Source organism: Peptoniphilus hominis (ex Hitch et al. 2025), assembly GCF_040096015.1.
Lineage (GTDB): Bacteria > Bacillota > Clostridia > Tissierellales > Peptoniphilaceae > Peptoniphilus_A > Peptoniphilus_A hominis.
In genome coordinates, this window is sequence record NZ_JBBMFO010000009.1 from 1 (window position 1) to 24,864 (window position 24,864).

General features: G+C 36.4%; 17 protein-coding genes and 1 pseudogene. All 18 read left to right on the plus strand.

Features of this window, described 5'->3' with window-relative positions:
- Positions 1–219 precede the first annotated feature (219 nt).
- The 18 genes and pseudogenes from WMO19_RS04125 (at position 220) to WMO19_RS04210 (ending at position 24,843) form a co-directional block, all read left to right on the plus strand.
- A complete protein-coding gene (locus tag WMO19_RS04125; protein ID WP_002838522.1) occupies positions 220–1,209 on the plus strand; it encodes an ORF6N domain-containing protein in 990 nt (329 codons plus the stop codon).
- A gap of 101 nt (positions 1,210–1,310) precedes the next feature.
- Positions 1,311–1,496: a transposon-encoded TnpW family protein gene (locus tag WMO19_RS04130; protein ID WP_001005000.1), complete on the plus strand. Its 186-nt coding sequence runs from the start codon at positions 1,311–1,313 to the stop codon at positions 1,494–1,496.
- A gap of 11 nt (positions 1,497–1,507) precedes the next feature.
- Positions 1,508–2,320 (plus strand): annotated as a pseudogene (locus tag WMO19_RS04135) (VirD4-like conjugal transfer protein, CD1115 family); the annotation flags it as partial.
- A gap of 164 nt (positions 2,321–2,484) precedes the next feature.
- A complete protein-coding gene (locus WMO19_RS04140; RefSeq protein ID WP_007894841.1) occupies positions 2,485–2,796 on the plus strand; it encodes a hypothetical protein in 312 nt (103 codons plus the stop codon).
- Positions 2,797–2,799: 3 nt separating this feature from the next.
- Positions 2,800–3,015 (plus strand): Maff2 family mobile element protein, encoded by a 216-nt coding sequence (locus tag WMO19_RS04145; protein ID WP_000394208.1) that lies wholly within the window; start codon positions 2,800–2,802, stop codon positions 3,013–3,015.
- A gap of 19 nt (positions 3,016–3,034) precedes the next feature.
- Entirely contained in the window at positions 3,035–3,898 is an 864-nt protein-coding gene (locus tag WMO19_RS04150) for a VirB6/TrbL-like conjugal transfer protein, CD1112 family (protein WP_000466901.1), read from the plus strand.
- Between the two features lie 14 nt (positions 3,899–3,912).
- Positions 3,913–4,179 carry a conjugal transfer protein gene (locus tag WMO19_RS04155; protein WP_435891046.1) on the plus strand — a complete coding sequence of 89 codons (267 nt, stop codon included), beginning with the start codon at positions 3,913–3,915 and terminating at the stop codon, positions 4,177–4,179.
- A 3-nt stretch (positions 4,180–4,182) separates the two neighbouring features.
- Positions 4,183–4,572, plus strand: coding sequence for a PrgI family protein (locus WMO19_RS04160; RefSeq protein WP_047200384.1), 390 nt, complete (start codon positions 4,183–4,185; stop codon positions 4,570–4,572).
- Positions 4,484–6,913, plus strand: a complete 2,430-nt coding sequence (locus WMO19_RS04165; protein ID WP_000653481.1) for a VirB4-like conjugal transfer ATPase, CD1110 family — start codon at positions 4,484–4,486, stop codon at positions 6,911–6,913. Before WMO19_RS04160 ends, WMO19_RS04165 begins: the two co-directional genes overlap by 89 nt.
- Before the next feature lie 4 nt (positions 6,914–6,917).
- Positions 6,918–9,077: a CHAP domain-containing protein gene (locus tag WMO19_RS04170; RefSeq protein WP_349170308.1), complete on the plus strand. Its 2,160-nt coding sequence runs from the start codon at positions 6,918–6,920 to the stop codon at positions 9,075–9,077.
- Between the two features lie 12 nt (positions 9,078–9,089).
- Positions 9,090–9,326, plus strand: a complete 237-nt coding sequence (locus WMO19_RS04175) for a hypothetical protein (protein ID WP_000711923.1) — start codon at positions 9,090–9,092, stop codon at positions 9,324–9,326.
- Positions 9,304–11,490 carry a CD1107 family mobile element protein gene (locus WMO19_RS04180; protein WP_349170309.1) on the plus strand — a complete coding sequence of 729 codons (2,187 nt, stop codon included), beginning with the start codon at positions 9,304–9,306 and terminating at the stop codon, positions 11,488–11,490. Before WMO19_RS04175 ends, WMO19_RS04180 begins: the two co-directional genes overlap by 23 nt.
- Positions 11,491–11,587: 97 nt before the next feature.
- On the plus strand, positions 11,588–13,294 hold the full coding sequence (locus tag WMO19_RS04185) for a DNA topoisomerase 3 (RefSeq protein WP_050139216.1): 1,707 nt from the start codon (positions 11,588–11,590) through the stop codon (positions 13,292–13,294).
- Positions 13,295–13,377: 83 nt separating this feature from the next.
- Positions 13,378–13,557: an AbrB/MazE/SpoVT family DNA-binding domain-containing protein gene (locus tag WMO19_RS04190; RefSeq protein ID WP_000655432.1), complete on the plus strand. Its 180-nt coding sequence runs from the start codon at positions 13,378–13,380 to the stop codon at positions 13,555–13,557.
- Between the two features lie 19 nt (positions 13,558–13,576).
- Positions 13,577–15,004: an AlbA family DNA-binding domain-containing protein gene (locus WMO19_RS04195; protein WP_037404551.1), complete on the plus strand. Its 1,428-nt coding sequence runs from the start codon at positions 13,577–13,579 to the stop codon at positions 15,002–15,004.
- A gap of 86 nt (positions 15,005–15,090) precedes the next feature.
- Positions 15,091–23,811, plus strand: coding sequence for a helicase-related protein (locus WMO19_RS04200; RefSeq protein WP_349170310.1), 8,721 nt, complete (start codon positions 15,091–15,093; stop codon positions 23,809–23,811).
- 40 nt (positions 23,812–23,851) lie between these two features.
- Complete coding sequence (locus WMO19_RS04205; protein WP_028078675.1) at positions 23,852–24,511, plus strand: single-stranded DNA-binding protein; 660 nt, start codon at positions 23,852–23,854, stop codon at positions 24,509–24,511.
- Positions 24,512–24,600: 89 nt separating this feature from the next.
- Complete coding sequence (locus WMO19_RS04210) at positions 24,601–24,843, plus strand: helix-turn-helix domain-containing protein (protein ID WP_435891047.1); 243 nt, start codon at positions 24,601–24,603, stop codon at positions 24,841–24,843.
- Positions 24,844–24,864: the final 21 nt, after the last annotated feature.

The window sequence follows — 24,864 nt, forward strand, 5'->3', positions numbered from 1 at the left end:
AAGAATTTGTTTTGAGAGAGTTAATCGCAACACCGCCGGCATTGATTGGCAGATGGTTTTATGAAAATGTAAATAAGGGACTTGTGAAAAATGTAGAACACATCGGAAAAGCTGAAGGTGGAGTAGAAAAATATAAAAAGATATGAGACTTATTTCAAAAAGCTACGCAGTGCGTGGCGGATTGGAAAAGATATTTAGATAATTTTGGAGGTGCATTTCATGGCAGATGAAAATAAAGAGATAGTTATTGTAGATGATAAAACTATACAAGAAAAAATATATTTCATTCGTGGACAAAAAGTAATGCTTGATGCAGATTTAGCTGAAATATATGGTTATGAAACTAAAAACTTTAATAGACAGGTAAAAAATAATATTGAAAAGTTTGAAGGCGAAGATTTTATGTTTCAATTGACCGAGAATGAGTTTGAAAACTTGAGGTGCAAAAATTTCACCTCAAGTTGGGGCGGCTCAAGGTACCTACCAAATGCCTTTACGGAACAAGGTATTTATATGCTTATGACTGTATTAAGGGGAGAACTTGCGATTAGGCAAAGCAGAGCCTTAATTAGAACATTTAAGCAGATGAAAGACTTCATTATTGAAAATCAAGATTTTATCGGTTCAAAAGAATTAGTCCAAATAGCTATTCAAACCAACCAAAACACAAATGATATTGCAGAAATAAAATCTCAAATGGCTACTAAAGAAGATTTGAAAAAAGTAATGGATAATTTTATCGATCCGGACACTTACAAGCATTTCCTTTTGATGAATGGAGATAAGATTGAAGCAGATGTTGCCTATACAAAAATATATAAGTCAGCAAAGAAAAGCATTTATGTAATAGATAACTATATAGGCTTGAAAACCTTAGAATTATTAAGAGCTGCAAAAGACAATGTTGAAATTATAGTCTTTAGCGACAATGTGAAAAATAAAGATATGCTTACAAAAAACATCCTAAATGATTTTAGAAGAGATTATCCAAATATCAACTTAAAAATGAAGGTTGCAGGCAAAAAATATCACGATAGATATATTGCAATAGACTATGGAACAGAAAATGAAGCCTTTTATCTTTGCGGAGCTTCATCAAAGGACGCAGGAAATAAAATATCAAGTATTACCAAGATAGAAGAATCCTCTAAGGATATGTATCATACAATGTTTGGTGGAATGTTAAACAATAAGAATTTGAAAATTTAATATGCAGATAACAGAATAGACAGTTATATGAGCTTTAAGCAAGGCGGTAGAAGTAAAAATCTATCGTCTTTTTTAATTGCAACAAACAGGAGGAAAATAATATGAATGAAAACAGAAATGAACATAATACAGGAACAAAGACTATAAAGAAGATTGGAAAAGTAACTTATGAGGTTATTGTCCATTTTAATGAAAATGCGACTGAAACCATGCAAGATAAATTGAAAAGGATAATGCTTAGAGAAATGGAGCGAGAAAAAGATAAAAAACCTCATAAAAATGATTAGAAAGTCCTTGACAAGTTGTTACAGGAAAAACGGCGAAGTCTATTCTTATTTCATGTGGTGCAAGACTTGCTCCTTTTGATATTCAGGAGCTTAGGGACTTGATGAAAGAAGATGAACTTGAGCTTGATACTCTTGGAGATAGAAAGACAGCACTTTTTGTCATTATATCTGATACAGATGATACTTTTAACTTTGTGGTATCTATCATGTACTCACAGTTATTTAATCTACTTTGTGATAAGGCAGATGATGAGTATGGAGGAAGATTACCTGTTCATGTAAGGTGCTTGCTTGACGAGTTTGCAAATATCGGCTTAATTCCAAAGTTTGAGAAGTTAATAGCGACAATCCGTTCAAGAGAAATATCTGCAAGCATTATTTTGCAAGCACAATCTCAGTTAAAGGCGATATATAAGGATAATGCTGACACAATCGTAGGCAACTGCGATAGCACTTTGTTTCTTGGTGGAAAGGAAAAGACCACACTAAAGGAGCTATCTGAAACACTTGGTAAAGAAACCATAGATCTGTATAACACTTCTGAAACACGCTCCAATGCTAATAGTTATGGACTGAATTACCAAAAGACAGGAAAAGAGCTGATGAGTCAAGATGAGATAACGGTTATGGATGGCAGTAAATGTATCTTTCAGCTTAGAGGTGTAAGACCGTTTTTATCAGATAAATTTGATATTACAAAGCACAAGAATTACAAGTTACTTGAAGATTTTAATAAGAAAAATGCCTTTAATATTGAGGAATATATCAAGAGAAAAGGGAAAGCAAAATTAAATAGAGAAACGGTTATTACAAGAGTGCAGTAAGTCTAAAGAACATAGATTTGCTGCTTTTTTATTACTCAAAATCAGGAGGAAAGATGGTAAGGATAAGAAGTCCCACTAAGGAAAACTAAATAGCAAGAGTATCAGCGATTGGAAAAGAAAAACTCCGATCGCTTTTTTATTGAAAAGAAAAGGAGAAATTTTTAATGAAGCAAGAAATGATTAACATCAATGCCAATTTATTGGCAGAACCAACTTTTTCGAGTTTTGACAAAGAGGGAGAAGCTGTTGAAGTTGTAAACTTTACGCTTGTAAAAAAGTATGGGAAAGGCAAGGAATATATCAACTGTGCCGCTTATGGAGAAAAAGCGGAGAAAGCAAAAGTCTTTGAAAAGGGCGATTTGATTCATATCTTTGGTTACTTCAAGAAGCGTGAAAAAGACGGAAAGACTTACAAAAACTTTGTTGTGAAGTCATACAACAAGATTGAAAAGAAAGAAGAAAACGAGGAGGAATAAATTATGGAATTTTTTACACAGGCAGTAAATGTATTAAAGATTTTAGTTATGGCAGTAGGTGCAGGACTTGGAGCATGGGGCGTTATTAACCTGATGGAAGGTTATGGTAATGACAATCCGGGTGCAAAATCTCAGGGCATTAAGCAGCTTATGGCAGGAGGCGGCATTGTCCTTATCGGATTAAAGCTGATTCCGCTTCTTGCAAATGTACTCAAGTAAGAAGAAAAGGAGAAATTAAATGTTTGGGATATTCGACAAGATAGAGGAGTTTTTCAAAGATCTTCTACTGGGCGGTATCCAAGCAAACTTAGAGTCCATGTTTCTTGACATCAACGATAAAGTTGGTGCGATTGCAACGGATGTGGGAAAGACACCGATGGGGTGGAACGGACAGGTTTTTAGTTTTATCAAAAGCATTAACGACTCTGTCATTATCCCCATTGCAGGGCTAATCATAACGGCAGTCCTTTGTATCGAGCTTATCAATATGGTTATGCAAAAGAACAATATGCACGATACGGATACATTTGAATTTTTCAAGTACATCATAAAGATGTGGATTGCCGTATGGTTAGTTTCTCACGCTTTTCAGTTTTCTATGGCAGTCTTTGATGTGGCACAGCACATGGTAAATAAAGCGGCAGGGGTAATTAACACCTCTGCCGTTATCTCCGGAGATCAGATTGTAACGATGGTAGAAGGCTTAAAAGATAAAGGTCTTGGAGAGCTTGTCATGATACTCTTTGAAACCTCGCTCATAAAGGTGGCAATACAGGTCATTTCCATTGTGATTATGCTTGTAGTGTACGGAAGAATGTTTGAAATATATGTTTACTCATCCGTTTCAGCCATTCCATTTGCCACAATGGGAAACAAAGAGTGGGGACAGATTGGAACAAACTATATCAAAGGTTTATTTGCTATAGGACTACAAGGACTCTTTTTAATGGTTTGTCTTGGAATATACGCAGTATTAGTTAAGACAATACAGATAACAGATATACACACAAGTACCTTTACGATACTTGGATATGCGGTTTTGCTGGGGTTAATGATGCTAAAGAGCGGAACACTGGCCAAAAGCGTATTAAACGCACACTAAAAGAAAGGATAGATATGATGAACAAAAGAAAAACAGTATTTATTGCAGTAGTAATTGGAACAGGTATTATGGCGGTGATGGATAGAATCAGGCTTCACAGCAAGGTGAATGACTTGGAAGAAAGAACAAAAGACATCGGTCGCTGCCACAATGATTTTTGTCTAATGCAGGAAAGATATAACAGAAGTACAGATGAACAGATTGCAAGTATTCAGGAAGAAATTGGCTCCGTATATGAGCATATAGAGGAGCTTTCAAAGGATAAAGAAGATGGGAGGTAAGTTATGGCATATGTACCTATCCCAAAAGACTTAAAGAAGGTAAAAACAAAGGTAGCATTCAACCTGACGAAAAGACAGCTTATCGGTTTTACGATTGCAGGACTGATTGGAATACCAATTTATTTATTTATGCGAAAGGTAGTTCCAAATGATATAGCAGTCATCTTTCTCATTGTGTCCACACTTCCCATATTTTTCATCACTCTTTTTGAAAAGGACGGACTTAGCTTTGAGAAATACTTTAAGTATGTTTACCTTCATAAATTTTATCAGCCACAAAAAAGAGTGAGAAAGGAGGTTTACCTTGAAAGACAAAAGAAAGATTCAGCAGCTAAAGTTAGAACAAAACCAAAAGAAGTTAAGAAGTCAAAAACAGGACTTAAAGCAAAATAAGGGAAAGTCTAAAAAAGATAGGGGCGGATTACTTGACCTTATCTTTAGGAAAGAGCCGAAAAGATACACAGTTGAAGATACCATTCCCTACCTTAGACTTTTAAAAAGTGGGATATGTCAGATTGATGAAAAGCATTTTAATAAGAGTATCGCTTTTGAGGATATAAACTATCAGCTTGCCTTAGAAGAAGATAGGGATTTGATTTTTAATCAGTTTGCAAACTTTCTTAATTCTTTTGATCCAAGTATCAGCATCGAATTTTCATATATCAATCAGCTTGGTAGAAACGAAGAAATGAAATCAGCCATTCAAATACCGGATAAAAAGGATGGGTTTGACGATATACGCCTTGAGTTTCGAGAAATGCTCAAGAGTCAGATTGTAAAGGGAAATAACGGACTGAAAAAATCAAAGTATGTAACCTTTACGGTGGAAGCGGATAATTTAGAGCAGGCAACATCAAAACTTGAAAGACTGGAGATAGATATATTATCAAGTCTTAAAAGTATGGGAGTAAGAGCAGAAAGCTTGAACGGAGAGGAAAGACTAAAGATACTTCATGATGTTTTAAATCCGAATAAGACCTTTGAATTTTCATATAAAGACTTAAAGAAAAAGGAAAGTACCAAGACATATATTGTGCCTGATGAATTTAACTTTACACCGTCAAGGTATTTTAAGTTTGGAAAGTTTATCGGAGCGGCAAGTCATTTTCAAATCCTTGCAAGTGAGCTTTCCGACCGTATGCTTGCAGAGTTTTTGGATATAGACGATAACATCAATATCTCTTTTCATATCAAGGCAATCGAACAATCGGAAGCCATCAAGATGGTTAAAAGAAAAAATACCGATATTGACAAGATGAAGATTGAGGAAAACAAAAAGGCTGTAAGGTCGGGATATGATATGGACATTCTTCCAAGTGATTTAATTACCTATGGAGAAGATGTAAAAAGTCTTTTAAAAGACCTTCAGACAAGAGATGAAAGAATGTTTGTTGTAACCATTATCTTTATGAACTTTGCAAGGACAATCCAAAAGCTGGACAATACCATTTCTCAAATCAGCTCTATTGCCAATAAGCATAATTGCAAGTTAAAAAGGCTTGACCATTCCCAAGAGCAGGGCTTAATCAGTGTACTTCCTCTTGGGGTAAATAAGATTGAAATTGACAGAGGACTAACCTCATCATCTACGGCAGTATTTATGCCTTTTACCACAGAGGAGCTTTTCATAAATTCGGCGAACAGTTTGTATTATGGACTAAATGCCCTAAGTCATAACCTGATTATGGCAGATAGAAAGAAACTGAAAAACCCAAACGGTCTAATTCTCGGAACTCCGGGAAGTGGTAAGTCCTTTAGTGCAAAAAGAGAAATGGCAAATGCCATTCTTACAACGGATGATGATGTGATTATCTGCGATCCGGAAGGCGAGTACGGAAACCTTGTGCGTCAGTTTAAAGGAGAAGTCATAAAGGTTAGCAGTAAGTCAAAAGACTATCTAAATCCTTTAGATATAAATATGAACTATGGCGATGGGGATGCACCACTGAAAGATAAAGCAAACTTCATTATGTCGATGCTTGAATTAGTAGTTGGTGGTAGTGGTCTTACAGCAGAAGAAAAATCGGTTATAGATAGATGCCTGCCTAAGATTTATGAAAAGTATTTTGAAAATCCAAAGCCTTGTAATATGCCCATTCTTCAAAACCTATATGATATGTTAAAAAATCAGGAAGAAAAAGTCGGGAAAAAACTGGCAACGGAAATGGAGATTTATGTAACAGGTTCTCTTAATGTATTTAACCATCAGTCCAATGTGGACTTAAATAAGCAGCTACTTTGTTTTGACATTAAGGAGTTAGGCTCGCAGCTTAAAAAAATTGGAATGCTCGTTATTCAGGATCAGGTATGGAATAAGGTATCGCAAAACAGAGGGAATAAGGCTACAAGGTACTATATCGACGAGTTTCATTTATTGTTAAAAGATGAGCAGACAGCTTCCTATTCCGTAGAAATTTGGAAAAGATTTCGTAAGTGGGGAGGAATCCCGACAGGTATTACACAAAATGTCAAAGACTTACTTATGAGCAAGGAAATTGAAAATATCTTTGATAATACGGACTTTGTGCTAATGCTTAATCAGGCTTCAGGAGATAGAGAGATTTTAGCAAGGAAACTTAAAATCTCACAGCCACAGCTAAAATATGTAACCAATTCCAATGCAGGAGAAGGACTTTTGTTCTTTGGAAATACCATTGTCCCTTTCCTTGATAAATTCCCGAAAGACACAATCCTTTATCAGAAGATGACAACCAAGCCTGAAGAAGTGAGGTAGGCTTATGGGAAAGAAACTGAAAAAGGACTTTAAGGAAAGGCAAAGGGCAAGGATTGAAAAGGAAAGGCTGCAAAGTAATGGCAGTATAGAGCCTGAAGAAAGTAAGTTAAAGCATAATGATGATTACAGAGGAAAAATTGTCCATGATAAAGACCGATTTCAAGATAAGGTGCATGAGAAAACAATCAAAATGACCTCTGACATTGAACTGATTAGAGGTACTTCCAAAAGAAATGCAAAGTATAGAGCTTCGGATAAGGACAGCGTAGCTTCTGTAACTGAAACAGGAGGTGTAAGTCAAAAAGAAATCGGAAAAGCAGATTATGATACTGAGGTTAAAGATGGAAAAATCTATGATCCTTTAGGAAAAGACCTCGACAATGACGGGATTATAGACAGATATGACAATGACTTTAGGGATAGCGACTATTTTGAGTCAACCTATGATGTAGAGGACAACCTTCATCGTAAAGCAGAAGATACAAAAGGCTTTTCAAAAAGCCAAAAGGCTCAAAAGAAAAAATATAAGAAAAAAAACTATTCCGATAAGCTCTATACCAGAAAAAAGGACAAAGAAGCCAAAGAGGAAAAGGCTGACAATAAAAAAAGCGGAAAAGAAGCCATTCTTGATAGAGAAAAGAAAAACAGGCTTTCTAAAGAACAGGAAAGAACTTTTAGGGATAAGGCTTCTAAGGTGTCCGCTTTATCAGGACTTGCTAAAGGAAGTGAAACCGTAAGAGATTACTTATCACATGGAAGTGATGAAAATCAAGGGGTAGAGGCAGGAGAAAAAACAGCCGACACAAGCTCAAAACTTATTCATGGCATTAAGAACTATTCAGATAAGAAAAGAGCAAAAAAAGGATATGACCTTACGAATAAGGACTATAAAATTAGAAAGCGAAAATCCAAGTTAGAGTTTCGAGATGCCAAAGAGGAGCTAAAAAAGACACAGGAGTATCAAAAAGCAAATAACTTTAAGCGATTTCAAAAGCGAAAGCAGATGAAAGATTCCATTAAAAGGCAGAATAAGTCAAGGCTTAGAGATCGCATTAAGGAAGGGCTTATAGGAAGTCTTAAAAGTTCAAAGGAAGTCATATTAAGAAAAGCAAAGGGACTTATGGTTATTTTCATAGGTCTTATTATTTTGGGAACTTTCTTTATTAACTTCGCAGGGACAGGAATGACAGGCTTTATGAACTCTACAAGTACAGTTCTGACAACAAGCTATTTATCAAAGCCTAATGTCCTAAGTGAAATCAATGAGAATTTTTCAGGGATGGAAAAGAAGCTGCAAAACGAGGTTGATCATGTCAAAGAGAATTATCCCGGATATGACGAGTACATCCTAAATAACACAGAGTACATCGGTCATAATGTCCATGAGCTTTTATCCTACATTACATCAAGGTGCGGAGAAGTAAAGAATGTATCAGAAGTAAGCTCTGTATTAAATGAGCTTTTTAAGTCCATGTATGACCTTGAGTATAAGGAAGAAGTAGAAATCAGATACAGGACAGTTACAGAAACCTATACCGATGAAGATGGAAATGAATATACCGAAAGCTATGAAGAACCTTACGAGTACAAGAAACTCATTGTAACCCTTCATAAAAGGGAAATGGACAGTATCATCAGAGAAGTCTTTGCGAACTATCCTGACAATCTAAAACACTATGAAGCCTTATTCCTTGCTCAAGGCAATATGGGAGAAGCCTTTGGCAATAGCGATCTGATTGCTTCCAATGGAGGTATCGGAGGTGGAAAAGAGTATGAGGCTTCTACGGAAGTTCAAAAGAAGATTGTAAATGCTGCATACATTACGCCATCTCCGGGTGCAGGCTGGTGTGCTATGTGGGTGTCGCAGGTCTATCAAAATGCAGGACTTGGATATATCGGAGGAAATGCTTGTGATATGTACAGAAACTACACCTTTACATCAGATAAATCAAAACTCAAGGTAGGAATGCTTGTTGCAGTTGAAAGTAGTAGTAGCGGAAGTACAGCAGGACTTACCTATGGTCATGTGGGAATTTATATAGGCGATGGCAAGGTAATAGATAATATCGGGCGAATCAGAGTAACTACCTTAGATGATTGGATAGCAACTTTCTGCAAGCACCATCCCGTAGGTTTCGGCTTTCCGCCAAATGTAAACAGATAAGGAGGACACAATTTGAAAAAAGAACTTACAGCAGTAAAAAACAGAATAAAGAAATTAAAAGATAAAAAGGCTCTAATTGATGAAGAATTGGAGCCTTTGTTCATTCGTGAGGAAGAACTTGAAAACGAAGAAATTATTGCCATTTGCAGAAAGAACAACATTACAATCAGTGATTTAATGGCAAAGGTAAACAGAGAAAAAGCAGAAGTGAAAAAGGAGAAAACAAATGAAAACCAGTTTGAAAAATAAAAGAATTACAGCCATTGTTGTAGCTTTTACCCTCTTAATGGGTGGAGTTTTAGGGGTGTTAAAAGTTGGCGCAAAGACAGTATTTGCGTCAAATGAACCGCCTGAAAAGTATGAAACATATTATGAACTGAAATTTGAGGATCATACTTCAGATGACACCTTTAGAGGATTTTATTATGTCGGAAAAGAAAATAAAGAAGGTCAGCCATTGAACTTTAAGTTTTCCTTATCAAAATCCTTTGAAGAAAAGGGCGGTGTGCTTGTCGATAAGTATAATGAAACCTTTACCAATGAGAACATGGACAAGGAAAATGAGTTAGATGATCTAAGATATATGACAAAGAAAACTTATCCTTATTATCGAATTCATAATGTAGGGACAGGTGCTTTTACAAGTATCGTTTCTCCAAGAGATAAAGATAATTACTATATTGGAGATATTACAGAAAATACAGAAGAACGAACCGTAAAAGGAAAGAAAGCAAATGTCATTGTCTATACCTGCCCTGTTCTACAGTTAAATAGAAATATTGAGAAAGTAACAGTTGACTATGAGGGAGAGCTTAAAGAGGAAACAAAGAACGCTATTATTGGCAGAGTAAAGGAAGCAAATCCCAATATCAACAATGTAAAAGAAATCAAGATTGTTAAGGACAAACTGATTATTGAAACATGGAACAGATTTCATACCGGTGTCCCATATCTTGAATTACCTTTAGAGGATTTATATAAGAGAGTAGCGAATGCGTCAACTCAAACAGACAATAAGGATACAAAGGATCAGGAAAGTCAGACAAAAAGTGAAGTAAAGGTCAAATATCAATATCAGGATGGAAAGGTATATAAGGAGTATTCAGCTTCCTTTGACAAAAATCAGGTGATTGACGCTTCTGATCTTGAAATGCTTCCTGATAACATGAGCTTTAATGACAATTTTGTAAACTACACAGTAAAAGGTGATGGAAGCGATAGTATTATCCGAATTGTAAAAAAGTTAGAAAGTAATGCTCAGACGCAGACAGAAAAGCCAAAAACAGAAGATAAGGGAACTCAAACAGAGCTTAGCAAAGATGATATTTCCAAAATGGAAAAGGAATCTAAGGAACTTCAGGAAAAACTTGATAAGCTAAGTCAGGAGATTAAGGACAAGGATAAATTAAGCGACAAGCAAAAGGAGAAAATCAAAGACCTTGAGGAAAAAATAGATAAGCTGAAGGAAAAACTTGAAAAGGGCAAAGACGATAAGGATTTATCGGCGGATATGAAAAAGGAGATTGAGAAGCTAACTGAGAAAATTAAGGAGCTTGAGAAAAAGACGAATGAGGTTGGCAAGGCTACAGTTACGCATAATCCTACTGTAACACCAATCAGCCCTATCTCCGGAATGAAAACAGGAACAGGAAACTTTCCTCAAACATCTGTAAGTGATACGGGTAAAGGCTCATCATCACAGGATAATACAGGAAAGATTACAAAGGACACAAATATTGGTAAGAATAATGACAAAGAAAAAGAAGTTCGTTATCCCAATAAGCTGACACCGAAACAGCCTGTCAATAACAGCAGTCAGGATTCCTCTATGGATGGTTCAAGTAAGAATGTAAATACCAATAAAGGAGTTGCGTCAGCACCATCAAAGGCAAGAGGAACTGTTACGGAAAATAAGGATAATGCGAACAAGGATTATCCAATACACCATAATGACAGTAAAGATAATAAAGAAACGGATATGTATTCAGCGGATGCAAGACAGTTTGTTACCTTTACTACTAAGAATGGCAAGACCTTTCATTTAATCATCAATCACGATGAGGATAGCGAAAATGTCATGCTCCTAACAGAAGTATCCGAAGATGATCTTCTTAATATGGTTGAAAAGAAAGAAGCTCCAAAACAGGAAATTACAAAGGAAGAACCTGAAAAAGAAGAACCTAAGCCAGTAAAAAAAGAAGAAAGCAGCAATATGGGAACCTACTTAATTCTCATTCTTGTAGTAGCAGGAGCATTAGGTGCAGGATATTATTTCAAGGTCGTTAAGAAAAAAGAAGATAAGGAGCTTGAAGGCTTTGAGGAGGAAGATGATGATTTCTTTTCAGAGGCAGAAGAAAGTGAAAATGAAGTAGATGAAACAGAAACAGAAGATAAAGAAGATGAATTGGAATAAATTTGCACCCAAAACTATACAATATTTGGTGCAAAAGACAGGGCGGGAGAGTAACATCTTCCGCCCTATTATTTTGAAAAACAGGAGGAAAAAATAGATGAATTTAGTAATTGCTGAAAAGCCAAGTGTTGCAATTTCTATTGCAAAAGTGATCGGAGCAACAAAGAAGAAAGACGGATATTATGAAGGAAACGGATATAAGGTAAGCTGGTGTGTTGGACATTTAATTAAAATGGCAAATCCGGAAAGCTATGATGAAAAGTATGCTAAGTGGAATATGGCGGATTTACCGATTATTCCAAAGGAATATAAGTATGAGATTGCAAAGTCCACAAAGAAACAATTTACGATTCTTAAAAAGCTGATGAATGATAAGGATATAGACATCGTGATAAATGCCTGCGATGCAGGGCGTGAAGGAGAAGCCATCTTCAGGCTTGTATATAATCAGGCAAATTGTAAAAAGAGAATGAAGCGTCTTTGGATTTCATCAATGGAAGATAGTGCCATAAAAGAGGGCTTTGATAACCTAAAAGATGGAAGTTCTTACGATAATCTATTTGAGTCTGCACAAGCAAGAGCAATAGCAGATTGGCTTGTGGGAATGAATTTAAGCAGACTGTATTCGTGTCTATACAAGCAAAATTACAGTGTGGGCAGAGTGCAGACACCTACCCTTGCAATGATTGTAAAAAGAGATGATGAGATAGCCAATTTCAAGAAAGAAAAATATTTTACAGTGGAATTAAGCCTTAATGGCTTTACACTATCAACAGATAGAATTGATGATGAAATAACAGCGGAACAGCTCTTAAATTTAGTAGGCGATAAGATAGAAATTACCGATGTTATTCAAAAGGAAAAGATAACAAAGCCTGAGCTGCCATTTGACCTGACGACGCTTCAAAGAGAGTGCAATAAATATTTTGGATACTCAGCTAAGCAGACACTTGATTATGCTCAAAGTCTTTACGAAAAGAAACTGATTACCTATCCAAGAACAGACAGCAGATGCCTTACGGAAGATATGATTGTAAGTACGGTTAATAACATTTTAGGAAAGAATGATTTTGACACAGAGCGTATCAAGACGGTATTTAATTCTAAAAAGGTTACAGACCATCATGCGATTATACCGACAGCAAGCAGTATGAATGAGAACTTAACTTCTCTTCCGGAAAGTGAATTGAAGGTATATGAACTTATTTTAAATAAGCTACATGCAAGTGTAGGCTATCCTTTAATTGAGAATACAACGAAGATTGTGGCTGAATTTGATGGATTTGAATTTACAAGTAGTGGAAAGGTGATTGTAGATGAGGGCTTTACCAAATACCTAAACGAATATGCAAAAAAGAAAAATGAAGATACAGTGCTTCCGGATGTAAAGATTGGTTATAGTCTTGATATTAAAGATAAAGAGATAAAAGAAAAGTACACTCAACCGGCTAAGCATTTTACGGAAGATCTTCTCCTGAAGGCTATGGAGCTTGCAGGAAATGACGCATTGGAAAAAGGTGTAGAAGTTGAGCGAAAAGGACTTGGAACACCTGCAACAAGAGCAGGAATCATTGAAAATTTAATCTTCAAAGGATTTATTGAAAGAGATAAGAAAAACCTTATTGCCACACACAAAGGAATCAGCCTTGTAACGATTGTAGCCAATACTTTTAAATCGGCAGAAACAACAGCAAAGTGGGAAATGGAGTTATCGGATATTGCACAGGGAAAATCTTCAAAGGAAAAATTTTTAAAAGCGATTGAAAATGAGATAAAAGAAGTGATTTCAACTTATATCAAGTAAGATGGCACTAATTTCAAGGTGGAAAAAATGCCCTAAAAATGCTATAATCTTTTGTAGGAAAAGTAGGGAGAAAGGAAACGGGTATGAAAGATACATTTATGGATACTGCAAAAGTTATGTCAAAAGGGCAGGTTACTATTCCGAAAAGGATAAGAGAACTTTTGGACTTACAAAATGGAGATTATGTTACTTTTGTAGTTAATAACGATAAAGTGCAAATTCAAAACTCCAAAATTTTTATTGAAGAAAATATTGATAAATAAAGGTGGTGAAATAACAAAGATGACGATAGATGAAATAAAAAAGTTAATTCAAAACGGAGAAAAGATAGATGTTGAATTTAAAGAATCAAGGAATGCTTTAACCAAAGATGTCTTTGATACAGTATGCTCTTTCAACAATAGAAATGGAGGACATATTTTACTTGGTGTAAATGATAAAAGAGATATTGTTGGTGTTAGTGAAGATAAAGTGGATAAGGTTATTAAAGAATTTACAACATCTATCAACAATTCGCAGAAGATGTACCCACCACTTTATTTATTACCGGAAGTATTTGAGATTGACAGTAAAAAAGTCATTTATATCCGAGTGCCTGAAGGATATCAGGTATGCAGGCATAATGGAAGAATATGGGACAGGTCTTATGAAGGAGACATCAATATCACAGACCATGCAGAACTTGTCTATAAGCTATATGCGAGGAAACAGGGAAGCTATTTTGTGAATAAGGTGTATCCAAACCTCGATATGGAATTTCTTGATACTGATGTTATTGATAAAGCCAAGAGAATGGCAGTAGCAAGAAATAAAAATCATGTCTGGGAAAATATGAGTTATGAGGAACTGCTCCGAAGTGCAAATCTCATTCTGACAGATCCTGAAACAAAGCATGAGGGCATTACATTAGCGGCAATTTTGCTATTTGGAAAAGACAACTCTATTATGTCAGTTCTCCCACAGCATAAAACTGATGCAATATTTAGAGTTGAAAACAAGGATAGGTATGACGATAGAGATGTTGTCATAACAAATCTGATTGATAGCTACGATAGGCTTATTGCGTTTGGACAGAAGCATTTGAATGACTTATTTGTCTTAGACGGAATTGTAAATGTCAATGCAAGGGATAGAATACTTAGAGAAATTGTTTCTAATACATTGGCTCACAGAGATTATTCAAGTGGTTTCCCTGCAAAAATGATTATTGACGATGAGAAGATTATGATTGAAAACAGTAACTTAGCTCATGGCATGGGAGCATTGGATTTACAAAAGTTTGAACCTTTTCCTAAAAATCCGGCTATTTCAAAAGTATTTAGAGAAATAGGACTTGCTGATGAGCTTGGTTCAGGTATGAGAAACACCTATAAATATACAAGGCTATATTCAGGTGTTGATCCTCTGTTTGAGGAGGGAGATATATTTAGAACGATTATTCCTTTGAAGAAAATAGCGACTCAAAAAGTTGGAGGAAGCGGTGTCGCTCAGGATGTCGCTCACAGTGTCGCTCAGGATGTCGCTCACGATAAGATAGCTCTTGCAGAGTTTATAAAAGAAAAAATAAGAGGAAACAACAAGATTACAAGAAAAGCAATTGCAGATGAAGCTGGAGTTAGTGTAAAGACTATAGAAAGAACCATTAAAGAAATGGATAATCTACAATATGTAGGAAGTGGAAGTAATGGTCATTGGGAACTGAATGAATAGCAGTAAGTTGTAGCACACAGAATTTAAAGGTGATTAGAGTAAAATCTAACCGCCTTTTTTGTTTGTAAAAAAAGAAGGAGGTAAACATGCGAATAAATGATTTTCATAACATTTTGGAGCTGATAAAACAAGATGTTCTGCAGAGTGAAGCAGAGTATCTGAAGCTCTTAAAAGTTGTCGGGAACAATCAGAAGTACGATTTTAGAAGTCAGTTAAGTATTTATGATAAAAATCCTGAAGCGACAGCTTGTGCCAAGTTTGACTACTGGAGGGAACGTTTTAATCGAACAGTAATGCGAGGACAGAAAGGGATCCCCATTTTAGAGGACTATGGCACATTCAAAAAAGTGGACTATATTTTTGATATAGGTCAGACAGTTTCAAGAAACAGAGATGTCAACGAAGTAAATCTTTGGAAGTTTGACAAAGAAAATCATCAAGATGTGTTAAAGGAAATGATAAAAAGCGAGGGCTATGAGGAAAGTGAAAGCACACTTGAAAACATCTTTTCTTTAAGCAGACTCTACGGTGATGAAAAAATAGATACCTTAATGAATGAACTTAGAGTAGCGGATGAGGATGGAATATCCTTTACCAAGTTTGTAAGGGACTCGGTAAGCTATGCGGTAGCGTCAAGATTTAAGTTAGATTATTCGATAGATTATGAGCTTTTAAGAGAGAATTTTCAAAGACTTGACAGCATATCTCTAATGAGTCTTGGTGAAAGCGTATCGGATATTAGCGGAAAGATTATTGATGCGACCATTCAAAAAAGCAAAGAACTTGAGCTTCAAAAAGAAGTTTTAAGAGGAAAAGAAGCGAGATATAATAAGATTAAAGAAGAATTAGAGGAAGGAGAAGATAAAAATGTACTTCGACGAGATGATCAGAAAAGAAATGAAAACGAGCGAGTTCTCCGAAATGGAGAGTACGGACGAGATAATAGAGAAAATCAGGGAGAATACGCTAAACAGCTTGGAGGAAGAGACGGACTTCATAAGGAAGTATCCAAATCCGACCTACGCAGTGATGAGGCTGGAGTTTCTTTCACAGAGCGAGGAGCAGAGCCACTTCGAGATGCTTTTAGATCTATACAAGGAGAAGAAACTGACAGGACACCTGATGGACATTCAGAAACAAGCGATAGAATTTATGAGAAGAGAGAAACCGAAACTGATGGCAGCTTGGAAGATAGAGGACGAGAACAATCCGCAGTATGGGGCGATGATTTCAGCTCTCAAAGAAATGACCATCAAGGAAGTAGTGGAAATTTAAAAGAAAATACTAAGGCAGAGATAAGAGAAGCTGATAAAGCTTCTTTTTCTTTACCTGAAAATTCTTATGGACAGATAAGCCTTACTATACCACTAACCGAGAATGATATAGATACCGTTCTTGTTAACGGAGGAAATCACGATGGCGGTAGACTTCCTGTTATTGCTGAGTTTTCCAAAGAAAAAACAGTAGAAGAATTGGGAGAATACCTCAAAGATACCTTTAAAGGAGGAAATGGATTTTACATTGATGAAAAAGAAGTATCTTCCTGGTATTCGGATAAAGGAATTCATTTAGCTTACGGAACATCGGCAAGAGAAGATGATACGCAGGTTTTAAGTTGGAGTGATGCTGCAAAGAGGATAAACGAACTTCTTAATAACGGAGGGTTTGCCACAAATGTAGAGATTTCTGAAGCTCTTGATTATGAAAGAAATCGGATTTCAGAATCTCTATTGTATTTATCTAATGATTTAAGTGAAGAAGGAAAAGAGCAAGGATATTTTGAACTTTTTGAAAGAGGTGGGGGCTTTCCGGAAGAAACAAAAAGACTCTCTGAGGCATTAAAAAATCCTGAATACCTAAAACAAATAATCAAAGAATACAGCAGATTTTTAGCAGGATACAAAGAAAATAGGAATGTACTAAGATTTCACTATCACAAGGTAGATAGCCTTTATCAGAAATTACAAGAACTTGAGCTACCACGAAAGGAATATAGCACCAATTTGGCAGAACTTCCGAAGGTAAAGTCCTTTATTACAGAAGATGAAGTCCTTGAAAGCCTTTCAAGGGGAAGTGGCGTTGATAGAGGAAAAGAACGAATCACCAAGTTTTTTAAAGAAAATCATACGCTTCAAGAAAAAGCGAATTTCCTAAAAGACGAATATGGAATTGGAGGACATTCCCATGCTGTTTCCGGAGCAATGGGAAGTGATGAATGGCACGATGCTAAGGGACTTAAATTACAGAAACATGATTGTAATGATGTGTTTCTTACTTGGACAAGTGTTGCAAAGCATATCGACGAGCTGTTTTCTAAAAATCTTTATCTTGAAGAAAAGGAAACAGAAAACAAGTCAGAGATTGAAGAACCACAATATTATTCCAAAGATGATCCTGAAAACTTAATGACCGATGAAATGCTTGAAAGAGTGCCGGAGCTTTACGCACAGGAGGATGTAGCTTTAGCGGATAAAGAGGTTCATGCTGCATATATCATTCCTTTCCGTTCTAATTGGACTTGGTATATGACGGAATATGATAGAGAAAGTGGCGATGCCTTTGGACTGGTACTTGGGATTGAACCTGAATGGGGATATTTTAATCTTGAGGAGCTGAAAGAACTAAACGCACAAAGGCTTATTTTAGAGGATTTCCCAAAGACCTTTAGAGAGCTGAAAGATACAGAACTTAAAAAGCAGATGGATGAGCAGGAGCTTCAGTCTGTCTTTAACGGAGAACTTAGCTTTGTAGAAGAAGAACTTGAAGCACCTGAAGAAACAGAAGAAGTTAGAAGGGCTGACACAGTTCAAGCTACCTTATTTGATTACCTAAAGGATAGAGAAGAAGTAGAACTCAATGAAAAAGAGGAAAGCCCTTTAGATGATTTGGCAGTTAAAGCAGGTGATACAGTCTATTTTCATCATGAAGAATACAAAGTCAGAGAAATTTCTAAAAATGAAATCACAGGAAGAAATGATCTGTGGCTTGATCCTGTAAGACAAGGCAATCATCAAATTCCGATTGTAGCCTTTACAGATAATGAGGATCTTCTGAAGCATATAAGCCTTAAAAGACCGAACTTTATTGTCGGTGATGAAGTTAAATACAAGGATAAAGACTATACTATCACACGCTTTGATGATATGGGAAACAACCTAAAGACGGTAACAGTTAAAGATAATACAGAATATCTTGGCGGTATGATAACAGGCTCCGATGTCATTCCTTATCGTCTGGAAGGTGACCTTGAGAGGATATTTGAAAATCTGACATATAAACATCCAGAGCAGACTACTGAAGAAGTAGAAATAAAGAAAGCAGAAGCTCATAACTTCAAAATTAAAGAAGAAACGCTACCTGACAAGTTATCTCCAAGTGAGAGATTAAACAATAACCTTGAAGCAATCTCTATGCTGAGTCGCATTGAAAGCGGACAAAGAGAGCTTGACAGTACAGCTCAGGAAGTTTTAGCAAGGTATGTAGGCTGGGGAGGACTTGCTGATGTATTCGATGAAGAAAAAGGCGGACAGTGGAAAGAAGCGAGGAGCTTTCTAAAAGAGAACTTATCTCAGGCAGAATATGAAGCTGCAAGAGAATCTACTTTAACGAGCTTTTATACACCGAAAACAGTGATTGACGGAGTGTATAAGACGCTTTCGGATATGGGATTTAAACAGGGAAACATTTTAGAGCCAAGTATGGGAATAGGGAACTTTATAGGCAATATCCCTGATGAAATGAATAAGTCTAAGTTTTATGGTGTAGAGCTTGACTCTGTAAGCGGTCGAATTGGAAAACTACTATACCCTGAAAGTGATATACAGATTAAGGGGCTTGAAGAAACTTCTTTCTCAAATAACTTCTTTGATGCGATTATCGGCAATGTACCCTTTGGAGAATACAAGGTAAATGACAGGGAGTATAACAAAAATAACTTCCTTATCCATGATTATTTCTTTGCCAAGTCCATTGATAAAGTAAGAAACGGCGGTATTATCGCCTTTATTACATCAAGCGGAACGATGGATAAAAAGGACGAAAGTGTAAGACGCTACCTTGCAGCAAGAGCAGAGTTTTTAGGAGCGATAAGACTTCCGGACGATACCTTTAAGGGCGTAGCAGGAACAGAAGTAACCTCAGATATTATTTTCCTAAAGAAAAGGGACAGTATCAGAGAAAGGGATGAGGACTGGATTCACCTTGCTGAAGATGAAAACGGGCTTTTATATAACAAATACTTTGTTGATCATCCTGAACAGGTGCTTGGTTCTATGGAAGAAATATCCGGAAGATTTGGGAATACAATAGCTTGTCTGCCAAAAGAAAATACAGACTTAAAGGAGCTACTGACAAAAGCAAGCGAAGAAATCTCTAAAAATGCTAATTATGAAGAAATAGAGCTACTTGATGATGAAATTACCTCAATTCCTGCCACAGATGATGTTAAAAACTTTTCATATACCATTATTGATGATGAAGTTTATTACAGAGAAAACTCCCTATTTGTAAAGAAAGAAGTAACGGATAAAAACAAGGAAAAGATTAAGGACTATCTTGAGTTAAATGCTGCCTTAAAGGACGTTATTTACAAACAGAAAGAAGATTTTTCAGATGATGAAGTAAAGAAAGCTCAGGAAAAACTAAATGAAATTTATGACAGCTTTTCTAAGAAACATGGATATGTCAATAACCTTTCTAATACCAGAGCCTTAAAAGAGGACAGCAACTTCCCGCTTGTTTCTTCCATTGAAATCCTTGATGAAGAAGAAAACTTCAAAGCAAAGGGAGATATTTTCTCCAAGCGAACAATCACAAAGGCGAAGGTTATCGACCATGTAGACAATTCCCTTGAAGCTCTTGTTTTATCGGTATCTGAAAAAGGATATGTGGATTTTGAGTATATGGGAAGTCTTACAGATAAAGACAGACCGACTTTGATAGAAGAACTTAGAGGGGAAATCTATCTAAACATCAGAGAAGAACAAAACTTTTATAGACCATTATCTTTTAACCTTGAAGATGGAGATCTACCTTTTGCCTGTGCAAACGGCGGTAATTCATATAAGTACGGCTATGTAACAAAGGATGAGTATCTAAGCGGAAATATCAGGGACAAAATTGCCATAGTAGACAGTTACCTTGCAAAGTTAAGACAAACCGAAAGAGAGTTACCTCATCTTGGCTATGCGGAAGATGGCAAAGAAAAAGAGCTGATAAGCTATGAGATGAACCGTTTGGAATATCAAAAGGCAGAGCTTACAAAAGTTCTTCCAAGGGAGCTTGAAGCAAGTGAAATCAATGTAAGACTCGGAGCTACTTGGATACCGAATAAGGATATTGAAAAATTCATCTTTGAAACGCTGAAAACTCCGGGATATGCCAAATGGGATATTAAGGTTAAATTTTCAAATCTGACAAGTGAATGGAATGTTGAAGGAAAGAGCAGGGACAGAGGAAATGACCTTGCAGAGATGACCTACGGCACCTCAAGGGTAAATGCCTATAAGCTGATTGAAGATGCGCTGAACTTAAAAGAAACAAAGGTATTTGACCAGATTGTAAATCCGGACGGCTCAAAAACTTCTGTACTAAATAAAAAGGAAACGCTTCTTGCAGGGCAGAAACAGGAGCTTCTAAAAGAAGAATTTAAGAACTGGATATTTAACGATCAGGAAAGAAGAAACCGTCTTGTAAAGATATATAACGAGCGTTTTAACTCTATCCGTAACAGAGAATATGACGGCAGCAACCTTTCTTTTGAGGGAATGACCACAGAAATTGATTTAAGACCTCATCAAAGAAATGCCATAGCAAGAAGCCTTTATGGAGGAAATACCTTGCTTGCCCATGTGGTAGGTAGTGGTAAGACCTTTGAAATGGTGGCGTCTGCGATGGAAAGTAAAAGGCTTGGAATGTGCAGTAAGTCCTTGTTTGTTGTCCCCAATCACTTAACAGGTCAAATCGGTCGTGAGTTTATGCAGCTATATCCGTCAGCTAACATTATGGTTGCAGATAAGAAAGACTTTGAGCCGAAAAACAGAAAAAGATTTATCGGAAGAATTGCCACAGGAGAGTATGATGCCGTTGTAATCGGGCATACGCAGTTTGAAAAAATCCCGATGAGTAAGGAATATCAGGGAAAGCATATTCAGGATCAGATTGATGAAATAATAAACTATGTGGAGGAATATAAGCATGACAGAAATCAAAACTTTACGGTAAAGCAGCTTGAAAAGACAAAGAAGAAACTGGAAACAAGGCTTGAAAAGTTAAACGATGATTTTAAGAAAGATGATGTCATAACCTTTGAGGAATTAGGTGTAGATAAGCTCTTTATTGACGAGGCACATAATTACAAAAATCTCTATCTTTACACCAAAATGAGAAATGTAGCAGGTATTGGACAGTCTGAAGCCTTTAAGTCCTCCGATATGTTTATGAAGTGCAGATACATGGATGAAATGACAGGTGGAAAAGGTATTGTCTTTGCCACAGGAACGCCTGTCAGTAATTCGATGACAGAGCTTTATACTATGCAGCGTTATCTTCAGTATGAAAGCCTTAAAAAGAATAATTTGGAGCATTTTGATAGCTGGGCTTCTACCTTTGGTGAAACGCAGTCAGCTTTTGAATTGTCTCCGGAGGGAACAGGGTATAGAGTAAAGACAAGATTTTCCAAGTTCTATAACCTTCCTGAACTAATGTCTATGTTTAAAGAAGTTGCGGATATTCAGACAGCAGATATGCTAAATCTTCCAACACCTGAAGCACACTATGAAGTTATTAAAACTTTGCCAAGTGAGGAACAGAAGGAAATCCTAAAGAGCTTATCGGAAAGAGCTGATGATGTAAGAAACAGGGCAGTAGAGCCTGACGAAGATAATATGCTGAAGATTACTAATGACGGCAAGAAACTCGCCTTAGATCAGCGTTTAATCAATCCACTACTTCCGGATAATCCTGACAGCAAGGTCAATGTGTGCGTGAAAAATGTTTTTGCCATTTGGGATAAGACAAAAGAAAATAAGTCCACACAGCTTCTTTTCTCCGATATGTCAACTCCAAAAGGAGATGGAGAGTTTAATATTTATGATGATATTAGAGAAAAACTTGTGGCAATGGGAATACCGAAAGAAGAAATAGCCTTTATCCATGAAGCAAATTCTGATAAGCAAAAGGATGAACTCTTTGCAAAGGTAAGAAAAGGTGAGATTCGTATTTTGATGGGTTCGACTCAGAAAATGGGAGCCGGAACTAATGTGCAAAACAAGCTGATTGCACTTCATGATTTAGATGTCCCATGGCGTCCTGCCGACCTTGAGCAGAGAGCTGGAAGAATTGTAAGACAGGGAAATGAAAACAAAGAAGTCAGCATATACAGATATGTAACGGAGAATACCTTTGATGCGTACCTTTGGCAGACTATCGAGAATAAACAGAAGTTCATTTCTCAGATTATGACAAGTAAAACACCTGTAAGAGTTGCAGAAGATGTGGACGAAAGCTCCCTTAACTATGCAGAGATTAAAGCCCTTGCTACAGGTGATCCGAAAATCAAGGAAAAAATGGATCTGGATAATGAGGTTACAAAACTTAAAATGCTTGAAGCGAACTACAAGTCCAATCGTTATAGATTAGAGGATAAGGTAGCTAAAAATTATCCGGAAGAAATTTCAAGAACAGAAAAACTCATTGAGGCTGTAAAGAAAGATATTAAAGATGTAGAAGCAAAAGCTGAAGGAGAGGAAAAGTTTACTTCTATTACTATCGGTGGTGAGAAGATATTAGATAAAAAGTTAGCCGGAGAAAAGTTGCTTGAAGCTATTTCTAAAGTGAAAATCAATGAAAGCAAGGTTATCGGTAAGTATAGAAACATGGACTTAGAGGTAAGCTACAACTTCTTCACCAATGAGCATAACTTCAGCTTAAACGGTGCTGCAAAGCATTCAGGAGAGCTTGGAACGAGTGCGGACGGTAATATTACAAGACTGGATAATGCTCTTGAGAAAATGCCTGAGAAATTAAAGAGGCTTGAAGAAAAGCTCATTGGGACAAAAGAACAGCTTGAAAATGCCAAAGAGGAATTACAAAAGCCTTTTGAAAAAGCTGATGAACTAAAGGATAAGGTGCTTCGCTTGGCAGAACTGAATAAGCTCCTTGATATGGGGGATGTGGAAGAAAAGAGAAATGACAATCCCCTTGTAGAAGATGTAAAACGAGCCATCATTGACTTCTGCAACAGAGAGTATGAAGAAAATCATAGTTATGATGAGTTTGATACTCTATATCCTGACCTAAAGCACATCGGCATCGCCTATACCAATACACCTGACGAAAGACACAGCATCCAATATGAGCTTAACTTAGAGGATAAGAGATGGACACAGTATATTGAAGATATACCGATTAAAACGGAGAGTTTTGATTATGAAAACAAAGGAGAAAACGAAGCTCTACGAAATATGAAAAATGAGATTGAGCTGTCTTCTTTTAGTGATTTGGTCTATGTCGATTCGGAAGATTTAAGGGTGGCACTTGGACTTGAAATTGATGATGAAGGTAACTTCTATGATCCACTTTCTAAAGACCTTGATAATGATGGAATTGCTGACAGATATGACAATGACTTTAAGGACAGCGATTATTTTGAGTCAACCTATGATGTTGAAGATAATCTGCATACCAAAGAGGAAGCTACACAGAAAACAGAGGATAAGCCGTCTATTTTAGGACAAATTAGAGCCTATCAGGAAGAAAGTAAAACAGAAGAAAAACAAACTGCAAAAGAACAGGAATATGTACGATAAGGGAGGGAAACCTCCCTTTTACCATGAAAGGAGAAAAAACATGGATTACAAAACAATTAGAAATCAGATAGAAGATATGGTAAATGATAATCACAAGGACTTTGTTAAGGCGGTTATCAGCATGGAAAAAGGTATCAACGATGAAAGTGCTTTGGATAAGCTCTATGAGGCTTATATGGACAATGACACCGTTAATTTACTGCATGAGGAATTTGATTACATGATTGAAGATTTAAGAGAACAGGGGCAGATTAAAGATCTTCCTTATGTTCAAGAGGAGAAAGATAATCTTGTCAATATCGTTGGAAATGTTGTAGGAAAGATCGATGTAGTTGAAAGGGAAAATAAGAACGGCGAAGCCTTTCAGGTAGTAAATTTCTCTGTGGCATCTAAAGATGATGAGGGGAATAAGGTATATCATAATTGCTCCGCATACGGAGAAAAGGGTGATATTCCAAAAGACTTTAAGCAGGGAGATTTTGTAAAACTCTTTGGACAGATCAGAACTTCCGTTGACGATAACGGCAAGGAACATACTAACATCAGGATACTTTCTTCAAAGCTCTTAAAGGCAAAAGAACAGATGAAAGGTCGAGATGAAAAGAAAGAGTCTGTGCTTGGAGCCATTAAAAAATATCAGGCTGAAGATAAGGAAAAGCCTAAAGAAAAGAAAGAAACATCAAAAGAAGCTGAGAGATAAATTTATGGTCGGTGTGGTCTTAGGACTGCACCGGCTCTTTTTTTAGTTGAGGAATTATGTTATAATACATGAAGTATAAATTCAATAATATGAATATAAAGGGTGCAAAAATGAAAGTGAACTATAATGGGTTATGGAAGCTATTGATAGACAAGAACATGAATAAAAAAAACTTAAAGGAAAAGCTTGGTATTGCCCCTGCAACCATAGCAAAAATGGGTAAAGGAGAATTTGTTAGTATGGAAATTCTTTATAGAATTTGTGTTGCTCTCAATACCGATTTTGGAGAGCTAATCTCAGTAAGCAGATCTATTACTGACGATGAGCAATAGCATATATTTCTATGAAGATTT

What these genes read in the sequence shown, in the direction of transcription:
- WMO19_RS04125 (WP_002838522.1), top strand. Translation starts at nt 220, where the DNA reads ATGGCAGATGAAAATAAAGAGATAGTTATTGTAGATGATAAAACTATA.
- WMO19_RS04130 (WP_001005000.1), top strand. Translation starts at nt 1,311, where the DNA reads ATGAATGAAAACAGAAATGAACATAATACAGGAACAAAGACTATAAAG.
- WMO19_RS04140 (WP_007894841.1), top strand. Translation starts at nt 2,485, where the DNA reads ATGAAGCAAGAAATGATTAACATCAATGCCAATTTATTGGCAGAACCA.
- WMO19_RS04145 (WP_000394208.1), top strand. Translation starts at nt 2,800, where the DNA reads ATGGAATTTTTTACACAGGCAGTAAATGTATTAAAGATTTTAGTTATG.
- WMO19_RS04150 (WP_000466901.1), top strand. Translation starts at nt 3,035, where the DNA reads ATGTTTGGGATATTCGACAAGATAGAGGAGTTTTTCAAAGATCTTCTA.
- WMO19_RS04155 (WP_435891046.1), top strand. Translation starts at nt 3,913, where the DNA reads ATGATGAACAAAAGAAAAACAGTATTTATTGCAGTAGTAATTGGAACA.
- WMO19_RS04160 (WP_047200384.1), top strand. Translation starts at nt 4,183, where the DNA reads ATGGCATATGTACCTATCCCAAAAGACTTAAAGAAGGTAAAAACAAAG.
- WMO19_RS04170 (WP_349170308.1), top strand. Translation starts at nt 6,918, where the DNA reads ATGGGAAAGAAACTGAAAAAGGACTTTAAGGAAAGGCAAAGGGCAAGG.
- WMO19_RS04180 (WP_349170309.1), top strand. Translation starts at nt 9,304, where the DNA reads ATGAAAACCAGTTTGAAAAATAAAAGAATTACAGCCATTGTTGTAGCT.
- WMO19_RS04185 (WP_050139216.1), top strand. Translation starts at nt 11,588, where the DNA reads ATGAATTTAGTAATTGCTGAAAAGCCAAGTGTTGCAATTTCTATTGCA.
- WMO19_RS04190 (WP_000655432.1), top strand. Translation starts at nt 13,378, where the DNA reads ATGAAAGATACATTTATGGATACTGCAAAAGTTATGTCAAAAGGGCAG.
- WMO19_RS04195 (WP_037404551.1), top strand. Translation starts at nt 13,577, where the DNA reads ATGACGATAGATGAAATAAAAAAGTTAATTCAAAACGGAGAAAAGATA.
- WMO19_RS04200 (WP_349170310.1), top strand. Translation starts at nt 15,091, where the DNA reads ATGCGAATAAATGATTTTCATAACATTTTGGAGCTGATAAAACAAGAT.
- WMO19_RS04205 (WP_028078675.1), top strand. Translation starts at nt 23,852, where the DNA reads ATGGATTACAAAACAATTAGAAATCAGATAGAAGATATGGTAAATGAT.
- WMO19_RS04210 (WP_435891047.1), top strand. Translation starts at nt 24,601, where the DNA reads ATGAATATAAAGGGTGCAAAAATGAAAGTGAACTATAATGGGTTATGG.